Source organism: Yersinia sp. 2553 StPb PI (assembly GCF_052217105.1).
Taxonomy (GTDB): domain Bacteria; phylum Pseudomonadota; class Gammaproteobacteria; order Enterobacterales; family Enterobacteriaceae; genus Yersinia; species Yersinia enterocolitica_E.
In genome coordinates, this window is record NZ_JAZGPX010000002.1 from 4,110,052 (window position 1) to 4,122,378 (window position 12,327).

Consider the following 12,327-nt stretch of genomic DNA (forward strand, 5'->3'; position numbering starts at 1 on the left):
CTCACAGTCTGTCCTCCTTGTATTAGAACCTTTGTTGGCACCCTTTGATCAAATTAGTCCTATAGGGTGACCAGACTGGTGATTTATCAGGTAAAAGAATAGGTGTTGGTTTTTTGCGACAAAAGGCAGAGGCTTTGTCTCCAAACAGAGACATATAAGATTATGATAAACATAAAGAAAAACAATGATGAGTTATAACGTCGTTTTGTAGCGACAGATCACTTAGACAGTATTGGTCGCGCGATGGCTGGTGCGTTGTATCGCATCATCTATTAGGATGAAAATAAATTTATTATTTATCAGTCAATTAAACGCTTACTTGCGGGTAATTAGATGAAATTGCTCTCGGTTAGATGGAGTTGGCACGCTAAGTGCAATATCTACCCTGTAGATGCTCATCTCACTTATTATGATAGCGTGGTGTTTATAGCCAAATTAGCTTCATAAACCCAGAGATGATGCAGAGCCGATTTTAGGGTGCCTATTGTCCATGTAAACGATGTCGAATATCTTCATCACATACCGGGCATAACGTTGAGTGAGGCGCCGACATTGTTGTCTGTAGACCTGAAAATTTTAGACGCTTGCCTTTCCGGCAAGCGTTTTTTTTTGCATACCCTTCGTACTTGAAGCTGCAGGGTTGTTAGCTGCGCATACTTACCCGAATCACTTACCTGAGTAAGCTCATCGGGATGCGTTTGCTGGCTGCCTACCTGCAACTCCAATTACTTTGGGTATTCTTTGCTACTTGAAGCCGCGGGGTTGTTAGCTGCGCTAGTTACTCGGCCCATCCGTGGGCCTCGCCTCGTTGAGGCCGCTGCAAGCAGCGTTCAAATCTACTCCCGACAGATTTTTCCCCCGAATCAGGAGCAGAAAAAAGGCCCCGTAGGAGCCTTTAGATTGCTGTTTTGCTAATGGTCAGAGCGATTCACCATTCTGCCGCAAGGTCAACAGTAACCCCTCACGACGCGCCTGCGCTGCATCTTCAGGGCGATGCAGTTTATCCAGGGCATCAGCTAGCCATGCATAGTCATAACCGTCTGGACGCTGCTCAAGCGCTGCTTTAAAGGCTTCGTGGGCCTTCTCCCATTCACCGTGTTTTAGCATGAGTTGGCCCAAGGTGCTATTAAGTAGCGGGGTCGCGCCATGCTGCTTGATGTGCTGGCGCAATGCTTTCTCCAGCGGCTCTGGGTTACCTGATTTTAAGCGTGGGATCAGGAGTACTAAGCGCTCATCATACTGACGCTTCAGGCCATCCAGAATGATTTGCTGGGCGACATCATGATCGTCACACTCAATTAGATGTTCTGCCAGTGCGACTTGCAGCGGGATCTCATTGCGGACTTTACGGCTTTGATCTTTCCACCAGCGTTTCAGACCATCACTGCCTTCTTCCGCCATACATTGATTCATCATGCCAATATAAGCTTGCTGCTCCAATGCGGCGATTTCTTCTGGCGTATGGACCTGCACTTTGCTCATCGCGGGTAAAATTTCCAGCAATGAACTGTAAGCACCGGTACGCAGGAAAGCCTGTTCAGCCAGACGCAGCACTTCTGGGTGACGTGGAGCTTGATCCAATAAACGATCCACCCCATGGCGGGCCGCATGAACGTGGCCTTGCGCCAGTTGAATGCGCACTCGGGTGATATCTACCGGCAACTGATCTGTATCAGCAACTTCTGCTGCTCGTTCCAGATATTGATTGGTACGGAATTCATCGCCACGCTGTTGGGCAGCTTCCGCAGCCAGCAGGTAGTTTACCATCGGTTGTTCAGCATGATCGGCATTACGAGTGAGCAACTTTTCAACCTGCTTGAAATCCCCTTCGGCTAGTTTGATCAATGCAGCTTTGGTTTGCTTACGAGCGCGGGTGCGTTTGCGGCCCATAAACCAACCACGGGTACGGGCACCGGTGCGGAAAATACGGCGCAGTATCCATTCAATGATAAGGAACGCGACCAATACCAGCACCAATATAATCACCAGACCGGTCACGCTGGTCTCAACGTTATAGTTGTCAGTTTGAATCAATACATAGCCTTGGTGCCCAGCCAACATGGGGCCGAGGACGATGCCAGCGGTCAGGATAAGGAATAACAGTAAAACTCGCAGCATACTTATTCCCCCTGAGCGGCAACTGGCGGTTGTGCCAGTAAGTTACGAACCCGGGTTTGCATCAATTTTTCCAGCATTGGCTGGCTCTTCAATTGATCAGGTACGTCCATTGAGATTGACTGTTGACTCAGGCTCTCTAACTCATCCAGAAAAGCTTTGGTGCTCGGGTCATTCACATCGAAATAAGCGCGAACCCAAGTGGAGATAGTCTCCAGTGACTGTTTGTACACTTCGTCTTGATGGCGAGGGACTGCCTGAGCCGCGACCAGCAAGCGGGAGCGAATATTCTCGCGTAAATAAACATCCTGATTCGGTGCCAGCAGTGGCTCTGCGCTACTATCACGGCGGCGGATAGTAATAAAATCAGACATAAAACTGTGCCAGCTTTTGGTCAGATTCTGACGCCATTCGGCTAATGAACTGGACAGCTCATCGCTATCGGCATCCATCGGCGAATCATCGGTATTATTATCAGCCAAACGTAGATTATCCACCTGATTCGACAGCTGATTCAGTTTGAGGATAATGCCGTCAAAATCCACCTGGCTTACCGCCGAAAGGGTACTGATGTCCTCGGTGAGTGCGCGGCGTACGTCGATAAGACTTGGGTCATTCATGTCAGCCAGACTGGCATCGGCACTTTTCAGTAAAGTCGCTGCGGTGGCGACATCCTGATCACTCCACAGTTTGCGCCCCGCCATTTTCACCAGAAAATCCGCCTGGGCCAGTAGCCATGTTTTGGCATCGCTACCCGAAATAGTAGCGACTTTTTCCTGTAATTCATTAAGTTGGCGGATCAGCGAGGTTTGCTGACGATCTGCTGCTTCCAGCGCTTTGCCTTGCTGTTGTAGTAATGACTCAAGCTGCTGTTTTTCCTGCAATTGGCTCTGTTTTAGTTCAGCCAACTGTTCTTGTAGCGCGATATTCGCCACATCTTGTAACTGAGCCTGCTGCTGTCCGTGATAATAAAGCCCGGCACCCAGCGCGATAGCCAATGCAATAGCAATGGCACCCAGAATTGGGCCGGTTCGTTTCTCCCGGCGGCCTTCAGGTTCTGGCTGTTGGTGCCTCTCAACCGCAGTGGTTGTCTCTTCCACTGGTGCGGATGGGGTATTTTGTTCCGTCATATTGGGCATCCCATAGTCAGGTTTCAGGTTTATTGAAAGTCTTGTAGCGCGCGGATCAGCGCGTCATTATCCGCATTTTCTGCCACCCGGGTATCACGCCAGCCCATTTGGGCGGCCAGGGCAGCCAAACGCTCACTCACTACAACCAGGCGGCAGCGTAGCAGCCACGAAGAACGATAGTAATCAGGAACTAAAGTATAGATCTGTTGTAACATTTCGCCGCTAGTCACTACCAGAATATTGACCCCCGCACGTTGCCAATGCGCACTTTGCTCACTGCCATCATAAAAGATGGGGCTGCGTTGATAACATTCACAGTAGGTAATTGCCGCTCCTCGCTGTGCCAGGCTTTCGCCTAGCAGTTCCCGCCCGCCGTTACCGCGCAGTAACAGCACCTTTTTACCGGACAGTGTTTGCAGGTCTGGTAATGATAACAGCATCTCGCTGGTCTCCCCCATCGGGGGGAAGGTGACATGCAAACGGCTGGCAGTATGCAATGCCAATGCGGTGGTACGGCCAATAGCATAATAAGATAACTGTGCTGGCCATAACAGGTTATTTCTTTTTAACAGTGGGTTAGCGTAGCGGATAGCATTCTGTGATAACGCAAATACCAGATCGCCAGCTTGCATATCTTGGAGCAATGCCGGTAGTTTAGGCAGGTCTATCCCCGGAGAGAAATCAATCAATGGCGCATGATAGGCAACCCGGCCCAGCGCACGCAGGCGACTGACTAACTGCTCTCCAGCAGGAGATGGACGGGTTACCAAAATGGTCATAGTGGGGGGTTATCCTGATAAACATCGGCCAATATTGCGCGCGCACCACGTGATAGTAACTCATCGGCCAGCTCAATCCCCATTTGCTCTGCATTCTCAGCAGGGCCACGGCGCTCACCGCGAATGATCTCACTACCATCCGGCGCACCGACTAATCCACGGAGCCACAGCGTGTTGCCTTCTAACTCAGCATAGCTGCCGATCGGCACCTGACAGCCTCCTTCGAGACGGGTGTTCATGGCTCGCTCGGCACACACTCGCAGCTCGGTTGCACGATGATTGAGTGGTGCCAGCAGTTGGCGGGTAAAATCGTCATCCAGGCGGCATTCAATGCCGACTGCACCCTGACCGACAGCCGGTAACGACTCCTCGGCGGGCATGGCGTAGCGAATCCGCGATGCCAATCCCAGGCGATTGAGGCCCGCAACCGCCAGTATAATCGCGTGGTAATCGCCGTTATCAAGCTTGGCAAGGCGAGTGCCTACATTACCCCGCAGGTCGCGGATAATCAGGTCCGGGCGACGCTCGCGCAATTGGCACTGGCGACGCAAGCTGGAGGTGCCGACGATGCTGCCCGCAGGTAAATCATCGAGATGAGCAAAATGTGGCGATACAAAAGCATCACGCGGATCATCGCGTTCACAAATGGTGACCAGACCCAAGCCCTCAGGGAAGGCGATAGGCACATCTTTCATGGAGTGGACGGCGATATCCGCACGGTCTTCCAGTAGGGCCAGCTCTAACTCTTTGACGAACAAGCCTTTACCACCGACTTTTGCCAGTGGGGTATCCAGAATGATGTCCCCACGGGTAACCATTGGGACCAACTCAACCTGCAAGCCGGGGTGATTGGCTTGCAGTAAATGTTGAACATAATGTGCTTGCCATAAGGCGAGCGGGCTTTGTCGCGTGGCAATTCGAATAATTTTGTCTAACATTGCTTGTTACCGTTTTATATTTTGCGGCCCATCCTATCATTGACCAGTGAATGCTGTCAGTGCGATAGCCACATAAAGACGACGGATAAGAGCACAAGAAAGCAGCTATTGTAACAAATACATGGCGGGATAACTTCTTCCTTAATACCACGGCGTCGTTATCAGCCAAGCTACCTGTGAATGTCAGCTAAGAAAGGGATAGATAGACATTACAATTGTAGGGATAGCTTTACGGTCAATCGGCAAGGTGTTAGATTGATCACGTTTCCAGCAATAATTCGTTAATTGTTATTCAAACAAAATGTCTTCAAACAAAATGTTTTTTGGTCAGTACAACAAAAAGTACATTTTTCGCTGAAAGTCAAAAAAAGTAATAAACGAATCTGGGACGCGGGTTTTTTTCTAAGCACCGGAACAATTCTAAGCACCGGAATAACCAGGCGAGACGTCTTGTACCTCTACATCGAGACACTGAAACAGCGACTGGATGCGATCAACCAATTACGAGTCGATCGCGCCTTGGCGGCTATGGGGCCAGCCTTCCAAAAGGTCTACAGTCTGCTACCGACCCTACTACATCATCATCATCCACTGATGCCGGGTTACCTTGATGGTAACGTTCCCCATGGCGTCTGCCTTTTTACGTCCAATGAAACGCAACAGGATTATCTGTCTGAGGTTGAAGCCAAGTGGGGCGAACCTTTGCAACAGAGTGTCGGCGGCGAACTGCCGATTACCGGCGTCTATTCTATGGGTAGCACTTCCTCTATTGGGCAATGCCATACTTCAGATCTTGATGTTTGGGTGTGCCATCAGGCCTGGCTCGATTCTGAAGAGCGTAACCGCTTGCAACAAAAATGCAGTTTGCTGGAAAAATGGGCTGCATCAATGGGTGTTGAAGTCAGCTTCTTCCTGATAGATGAAAACCGTTTCCGCCATAATGCCAGTGGCAGCTTGGGGGGCGAAGATTGCGGTTCAACCCAACACATATTATTGCTGGATGAGTTTTACCGCAGCGCGGTTCGTCTGGCAGGGAAACGTATTCTGTGGAATATGGTTCCGGTTGAAGAAGAAAATAATTATGACGATTACGTACTGTCGCTCTATGCGCAGGGCGTATTAACACCGAATGAGTGGCTGGATTTGGGCGGTTTGAGCACCCTGTCAGCCGAAGAGTATTTCGGTGCCAGTTTGTGGCAATTGTATAAAAGTATCGATTCGCCCTATAAGGCGGTGCTAAAAACCTTATTGCTGGAAGCGTATTCGTGGGAATACCCCAATTCTCAATTGCTGGCGATGGAGATCAAACAGCGCCTGCATGCCGGTGAAATTGTGGCCTTCGGTCTTGATGCTTATTGCATGATGCTTGATCGCGTCACTCGCTATCTGACCCAAATCAATGACACTACCCGTCTGAATTTGGTGCGGCGTTGTTTCTATCTGAAAGTGTGCGAAAAACTGTCCCGTAGCCCGGCGAGTGTCGGCTGGCGGCGTGAAATCCTCAGCCAACTGGTCAGTGAATGGGGTTGGAGTGACGAGAGTTTGGCGGTGCTGGATAACCGTGCTAACTGGAAGATTGAGCGGGTACGTGAAGCGCATAACGAGCTGTTGGATGCGATGATGCAGAGTTATCGCAATTTGATCCGTTTCGCGCGGCGCAACAATCTGAGTGTCAGTGCCAGTCCGCAGGATATCGGCGTTTTGACCCGTAAACTGTACGCGGCATTTGAAGCTTTACCTGGCAAAGTGACGCTGGTTAACCCGCAAATTTCACCGGATTTATCGGAAGAACATCTGACTTTCATTCATGTTCCGGCAGGTCGTGCTAACCGCGCGGGTTGGTACTTATATAATCAAGCGCCCTCTATGGATGCGATTGTGAGTCACCAGCCGCTGGAATATAACCGTTACCTGAACAAACTGGTGTCCTGGGCCTATTTCAACGGCCTGTTGACCAGCAAGACACGGCTACATATTAAAAGCGCCAATCTGTGCGATACGGTGAAATTGCAAGAATTGGTGACGGATATCTCTCACCACTTCCCGTTGCGCTTGCCTGCACCGACACCTAAAGCACTCTATAGCCCGTGTGAGATTCGCCATTTGGCGATTATCGTCAATTTAGAGCATGACCCGACAGCGGCTTTCCGCAATCAGGTGGTGCATTTTGATTTCCGTAAACTGGATGTATTCAGTTTTGGCGAGCAGCAGCAGTGTCTAGTGGGCAGTATCGATTTGCTGTATCGCAACTCCTGGAATGAAGTTCGAACCTTGCATTTCAGTGGTGAGCAGGCAGTGTTGGAAGCATTGAAAACCATTTTAGGCAAAATGCATCAGGATGCGGCTCCGCCGGAGTCAGTGGATGTGTTCTGTTACAGCCAGCATTTGCGTGGTTTGATTCGTACCCGCATTCAGCAGTTGGTTTCCGAGTGTATTGAGTTGCGCTTATCCAGTACCCGTCAGGAACCGGGCCGTTTTAAAGCGGTACGAGTTTCCGGCCAGACCTGGGGTTTGTTCTTTGAACGCCTGAGTGTTTCCGTTCAAAAATTGGAAAATGCGGTCGAATTTTACGGTGCGATTTCTAATAACAAACTGCATGGGTTATCGATTCAGGTAGAAACCGATCAAATTCATCTGCCGCCAGTGGTGGACGGTTTTGCCAGCGAAGGGATCATTCAGTTCTTCTTCGAAGGCACCGCAGATGAAAAAGGCTTTAACATTTATATTTTGGATGAATCAAACCGCGTTGAGGTTTATCACCACTGTGAGGGCAGTAAAGAGGAGTTGGTGCGAGATGTCAGCCGTTTTTATTCATCGTCTCACGACCGTTTTACCTACGGCTCCAGCTTTATTAACTTCAACCTGCCGCAGTTCTACCAAATTGTGCAATTAGATGGCCGTACCCAAGTGATCCCTTTTCGCAGCAACACGTTATCCCATCTATATATCGTCGACAAAGAGCCAAGCCAGCCTGCGCAGCAGTTGCAGTTACATTAATTTCCCCTGTGTCCTTGAAGCCGCAGGGGTGTTAGCTGCGCTAGTTACTCGGCCCATCCGTGGTCCTCGCCTCGTTGAGGCCGCTGCAAGCAGCGTTCAAATCTGCTCCCGACAGATTTGTCCCCCGAAGCACTGACTTGAGTCAGCTCATCGGGATGCGTTTGCTGGCTGCCTACCTGCAACTCCAATGACTTTGGGGAATGACCTGTGTCCTTGAAGCCGCATGCGCCTAGATAAAACTCACCTCTTCACCCGCCTGCGCACTAGCCGCTTGCGATAATTTGGCGAAGAATTCTTCGCCGCTGCGTGAGCAATACCAGTGGCCTTCACGATAATTGAAATGGTAACCACCCGCTTTAGTCGCCAACCATACCTGATGCAGTGGCTCTTGGCGGTTGATAACAATCTTACTGCCATTTTCGAATGTCAGGGTCATCACTCCGCCATTAGTTTCATAATCGACATCACTATCGCCGCTAAAACCATCCAGTGTCTCTTCAATGTAAAGCATCAATTGATCGGCTAACTGATGAAACTCGCTATCGTTCATATTCAATTCCTATTGCTTTTCATGATCCACCTGCGATTATAGAGAGCATGGACGCATGAATCACAAGTATTAATGCGATTATACCCTTCATACTTGAAGCCGCAGGGGTTAGCAGTGTGCACTCACCCGAATCAATTACCGATGTAAGTGCATTGGGATTCGTTTGCGGCCAACCTGCAACGCCAGATTCTTTGGGTATAATAGGTGCTAAAACAATTTACAGGCGTTAAAAATGAAAAAAGAATTATGTTGGCCGCTGGCGGCGATGATGGTATTCGCACTGGCGGGTTGTGGCTTGAAAGGCCCGTTATATTTTCCACCCGCTGACAAACCAAAAGTAGAAACCGCGCAACCGGATAGTGGTCAGGTAGAGCGAAACCAGCAGGACCTGTCAGGTACCAACCAGACAAAATCTATTGCCGGGCCGCAGTAATTATTTTTATCGCAGCCAGATTGAGTCAGTATTTAATTTGCCCGTGCCAAATTTAGCCGGTAAATGAAAGTCAGCGGAGTATGAAATGCAGTTCTCCAAAATGCACGGTCTTGGCAACGACTTTATGGTTGTCGATGCAGTTACCCAAAATGTTTACTTTTCGCCGGAGTTAATTCGTCGATTAGCAGACCGGCACACTGGCGTGGGCTTTGATCAGATGCTGGTGGTTGAACCGCCTTATGATCCTGAGCTGGATTTTCACTACCGTATTTTTAATGCCGATGGCAGCGAAGTTTCTCAGTGTGGCAATGGTGCACGTTGTTTTGCTCGGTTTGTTCGGTTGAAAGGGTTGACCAATAAACGTGATATCAGTGTGAGTACCCAAACTGGCCGCATGATATTGAGTGTTACTGAAGACGAGCTGGTTTGTGTCAATATGGGCGAGCCCAATTTTGACCCGCAAACGGTGCCTTTCAGAGCAACTAAAGCAGAGAAAACCTACATTTTACGCGCGGCGGAACATACGGTGTTGTGCGGCGTGGTATCAATGGGCAATCCTCACTGTGTGATGCAGGTTGATGATGTTTCGGTTGCTAATGTTGCCTTGCTGGGTCCAGTATTGGAAAGCCATGAACGCTTCCCCGAACGGGCTAATATTGGTTTTATGCAGGTGGTTAGCCGCGAGCATATTCGCTTACGGGTGTATGAGCGTAGTGCTGGCGAAACGCAAGCCTGTGGTAGCGGTGCTTGTGCAGCAGTGGCGGTGGGGATCCAGCAAGAGTTGTTGGCTGAAGAGGTTCATGTTGAACTGCCAGGCGGCAGTTTGCATATCAGTTGGAAAGGGCCGGGCCACCCACTGTATATGACCGGGCCGGCAACACATGTATATGATGGCTTCATTCATTTATAATATCCTGCGTACTTGAAACTGCAGGGTTGTTCGCTGCGCGCACTCACCCGAATCACTTACTTAAGTAAGTTCATCGGGATTCGCTTGCTGGCTGCCTACCTGCAATTCCAATTACGTTGGCTATAGGAACGGGTGTTAAATGAAAAGTTATGAGGAGCAGGCGTTAGCTGGCATCGAGTTGGACGACGATGCTGTCATGCAGTACTTATTGCAAAACCCTGACTTTTTTATCCGCAATGCCCGTCTGGTCGAACAGATGCATATTCCTCATCCTGTTCGCGGCAGTGTCTCGCTGGTGGAGTGGCAGCTAGGGCGACAACGTAATCAGATTGGTCAGTTGGAAGAAGAGATCACCTTGCTAATGGAGCAGGCGGGCTTGAATGAAGTGTTGTTTAATCGCTTGCTGCAACTACAAAGCAATTTGGCTGCGGCCAGCAGCTTGCAAGATATGCTTAATCGCTTGCAGCGCTGGGCACGCGACTTCGGCTTGGCAGGTGCTAATGTGCGCTTATTCAGTGACCGCTGGCATATTGGTGCGCCGTCTGATTTCACCCATTTGGCACTTGCCCGTCACGCCTTCGAGCCACTACGCATTCAGCGTTTGGGGAGCGATAACCATTATCTGGGCGGTTTGAACGGGCCGGAACTGCTGTTGTTATTGCCTCAGGCCAAGCAGGTAGGGTCGGTCGCACTCTCGTTACTGGGCAAAGATGGCGATCTAGGTGTCATTATCTTCAGCAGCCGTGATACGCAACATTATCAGCAGGGCATGGGTACCGTGATGCTGAATCAGTTATCAACGTTATTGCCGAGCCTGCTGGAGCGTTGGATAGAGCCGGTATGACCGAATTCAGTGCCTCACTTGCCCAGCAGGTAGAGGCTTTCTTGCGTTATCTCAAAGTTGAGCGTCAGCTCAGTCCATTGACTATTACCAGTTATCGACGCCAGCTACAGGCACTGATGGAAATGGGCGAGCAAATGGGCCTGGTGCACTGGCAGCAGCTTGACGCGGCTCAGGTGCGGTCACTGGTTTCTCGCAGTAAACGTGCCGGTTTACATTCCTCAAGCCTTGCGCTGCGCCTCTCAGCTTTGCGCAGCTTTCTTGATTGGCTGGTGAGTCAGGGCGTATTGCAGGCCAACCCCGCAAAAGGGGTGAGTACACCACGTTCAGGCCGCCATCTGCCAAAAAATATTGATGTCGATGAGGTCGATAAACTGTTGGATATCGACCTCAATGATCCCTTGGCAGTCCGTGATCGGGCGATGCTGGAAGTGATGTATGGCGCGGGTTTGCGTCTATCCGAACTGGTTGGCATGAACTGCAAACACGTAGATTTAGCCAGCGGTGAAGTCTGGGTGATGGGGAAAGGCAGTAAAGAGCGTAAAGTGCCGATTGGCAGGACCGCAGTGACCTGGTTAGAGCATTGGCTGGAACTGCGCGAGTTATTTGAACCTGGTGACGATGCTATCTTTTTAGCCAATACCGGTAAGCGAATTTCAGCGCGCAATGTGCAAAAACGCTTTGCCGAATGGGGTGTAAAGCAAGGTGTCAGCAGCCATATTCACCCACACAAATTGCGCCACTCTTTCGCCACTCACATGTTGGAATCCAGTGGTGATTTGCGTGCGGTGCAGGAGCTACTGGGCCACGCCAATCTGACGACCACACAAATTTATACTCATCTCGACTTTCAACATCTGGCGACAGTGTATGATGCTGCTCATCCACGCGCCAAACGAGGCAAATCCTGATGCATTTTTATCGCCCACTCGAGAGTATTTCCGCCATTAGCTTCGATTTGGATGACACCCTGTATGATAATCGGCCAGTGATTACCCGCACTGAACAAGAGTCGGTGGCATTCTTACAGCAGTATCATCCCAATCTGGCGCAGTTACAGGCTGCTGATTTTCACCGTTTTCGCGCTGAATTGCTGGCGCAGGACCCGGGCATCTATCACGATGTTACCCAGTGGCGTTGGCATGCGATTGAACTGGGCTTGATACGTCATGGCTTAAGTAAGTCTGAGGCGCAATGTGGCGCTGATGCAGCCATGGAGAACTTTGCCCTATGGCGTAGCCGTATTTATGTGCCAGCGGCCACCCATGACACTTTGAGCGCGCTGGCGGAGCATTATCCGCTGGTGGCTATCACCAATGGTAATGCCGACCCTAAAGCCTGTGGTCTGGATCGATACTTCCAGTTTGTGCTGCGCTCCGGCCCCCATGGCCGTGCCAAGCCTTTCCGCGATATGTACCATAAAGCGGCAAACCATCTGGATATCCCACTCAAACAGATTCTGCATGTGGGTGATGATTTGACCACCGATGTCGCTGGTGCGCTACGTTGCGGTATGCAGGCTTGCTGGATTAATGACCGTCAACAGAACCTGATGACGGCCAGTGATAGCCGCTTATTGCCACATATTGAGATTTCTCAGTTGGCTTCCCTGACAGCATTGCTATAATCCCCTG

At 50.2% G+C, this 12,327-nt stretch carries 11 protein-coding genes; 6 read left to right on the forward strand and 5 right to left on the reverse strand.

What is annotated here, in order from left to right; all coding sequences use genetic code 11:
* Positions 1–918: 918 nt before the first annotated feature.
* The 4 genes from hemY to hemC are packed head-to-tail and all read right to left on the reverse strand — an operon-like array spanning position 919 to position 4,962.
* The gene (gene hemY / locus V2A84_RS20205) at positions 919–2,118 is read right to left on the reverse strand and encodes a protoheme IX biogenesis protein HemY (RefSeq protein WP_083161892.1); all 1,200 of its coding nucleotides are present in this window, start codon (positions 2,116–2,118) and stop codon (positions 919–921) included.
* Positions 2,119–2,120: 2 nt separating this feature from the next.
* Positions 2,121–3,245 (reverse strand): uroporphyrinogen-III C-methyltransferase, encoded by a 1,125-nt coding sequence (gene hemX / locus V2A84_RS20210; protein WP_083161894.1) that lies wholly within the window; start codon positions 3,243–3,245, stop codon positions 2,121–2,123.
* A gap of 29 nt (positions 3,246–3,274) precedes the next feature.
* Positions 3,275–4,024 (reverse strand): uroporphyrinogen-III synthase, encoded by a 750-nt coding sequence (gene hemD, locus V2A84_RS20215; protein ID WP_083161896.1) that lies wholly within the window; start codon positions 4,022–4,024, stop codon positions 3,275–3,277.
* Complete coding sequence (hemC, locus tag V2A84_RS20220) at positions 4,021–4,962, reverse strand: hydroxymethylbilane synthase (protein WP_083161898.1); 942 nt, start codon at positions 4,960–4,962, stop codon at positions 4,021–4,023. Before hemC ends, hemD begins: the two co-directional genes overlap by 4 nt.
* Positions 4,963–5,412: 450 nt before the next feature.
* Here hemC and V2A84_RS20225 point away from each other — a divergent pair, with 450 nt between their 5' ends.
* Positions 5,413–7,959, forward strand: coding sequence for a class I adenylate cyclase (locus V2A84_RS20225; RefSeq protein WP_083161901.1), 2,547 nt, complete (start codon positions 5,413–5,415; stop codon positions 7,957–7,959).
* Positions 7,960–8,188: 229 nt separating this feature from the next.
* Here V2A84_RS20225 and cyaY read toward each other — a convergent pair whose 3' ends face one another.
* Entirely contained in the window at positions 8,189–8,509 is a 321-nt protein-coding gene (gene cyaY / locus V2A84_RS20230) for an iron donor protein CyaY (protein ID WP_083161903.1), read from the reverse strand.
* 232 nt (positions 8,510–8,741) lie between these two features.
* On the opposite strand from cyaY, the gene lptM reads away from it, so the two are divergent.
* From lptM to yigB, 5 genes are all read left to right on the forward strand, one after another.
* Positions 8,742–8,942: an LPS translocon maturation chaperone LptM gene (gene lptM, locus V2A84_RS20235; protein ID WP_083161905.1), complete on the forward strand. Its 201-nt coding sequence runs from the start codon at positions 8,742–8,744 to the stop codon at positions 8,940–8,942.
* Positions 8,943–9,027: 85 nt separating this feature from the next.
* Positions 9,028–9,852: a diaminopimelate epimerase gene (gene dapF / locus V2A84_RS20240; protein WP_083161907.1), complete on the forward strand. Its 825-nt coding sequence runs from the start codon at positions 9,028–9,030 to the stop codon at positions 9,850–9,852.
* Between the two features lie 139 nt (positions 9,853–9,991).
* Positions 9,992–10,696, forward strand: a complete 705-nt coding sequence (locus tag V2A84_RS20245; RefSeq protein WP_083161909.1) for a DUF484 domain-containing protein — start codon at positions 9,992–9,994, stop codon at positions 10,694–10,696.
* On the forward strand, positions 10,693–11,604 hold the full coding sequence (gene xerC / locus V2A84_RS20250; RefSeq protein WP_083161911.1) for a tyrosine recombinase XerC: 912 nt from the start codon (positions 10,693–10,695) through the stop codon (positions 11,602–11,604). The genes V2A84_RS20245 and xerC overlap by 4 nt, the downstream gene beginning before the upstream one ends.
* Positions 11,604–12,320, forward strand: a complete 717-nt coding sequence (yigB, locus tag V2A84_RS20255) for a 5-amino-6-(5-phospho-D-ribitylamino)uracil phosphatase YigB (protein ID WP_083161913.1) — start codon at positions 11,604–11,606, stop codon at positions 12,318–12,320. The genes xerC and yigB overlap by 1 nt, the downstream gene beginning before the upstream one ends.
* The last annotated feature ends 7 nt before the right edge of the window (positions 12,321–12,327 follow it).

What these genes read in the sequence shown, in the direction of transcription:
- hemC (WP_083161898.1), bottom strand. Translation starts at nt 4,962, where the DNA reads ATGTTAGACAAAATTATTCGAATTGCCACGCGACAAAGCCCGCTCGCC.
- dapF (WP_083161907.1), top strand. Translation starts at nt 9,028, where the DNA reads ATGCAGTTCTCCAAAATGCACGGTCTTGGCAACGACTTTATGGTTGTC.
- V2A84_RS20245 (WP_083161909.1), top strand. Translation starts at nt 9,992, where the DNA reads ATGAAAAGTTATGAGGAGCAGGCGTTAGCTGGCATCGAGTTGGACGAC.
- lptM (WP_083161905.1), top strand. Translation starts at nt 8,742, where the DNA reads ATGAAAAAAGAATTATGTTGGCCGCTGGCGGCGATGATGGTATTCGCA.
- hemD (WP_083161896.1), bottom strand. Translation starts at nt 4,024, where the DNA reads ATGACCATTTTGGTAACCCGTCCATCTCCTGCTGGAGAGCAGTTAGTC.
- yigB (WP_083161913.1), top strand. Translation starts at nt 11,604, where the DNA reads ATGCATTTTTATCGCCCACTCGAGAGTATTTCCGCCATTAGCTTCGAT.
- xerC (WP_083161911.1), top strand. Translation starts at nt 10,693, where the DNA reads ATGACCGAATTCAGTGCCTCACTTGCCCAGCAGGTAGAGGCTTTCTTG.
- hemX (WP_083161894.1), bottom strand. Translation starts at nt 3,245, where the DNA reads ATGACGGAACAAAATACCCCATCCGCACCAGTGGAAGAGACAACCACT.
- cyaY (WP_083161903.1), bottom strand. Translation starts at nt 8,509, where the DNA reads ATGAACGATAGCGAGTTTCATCAGTTAGCCGATCAATTGATGCTTTAC.
- hemY (WP_083161892.1), bottom strand. Translation starts at nt 2,118, where the DNA reads ATGCTGCGAGTTTTACTGTTATTCCTTATCCTGACCGCTGGCATCGTC.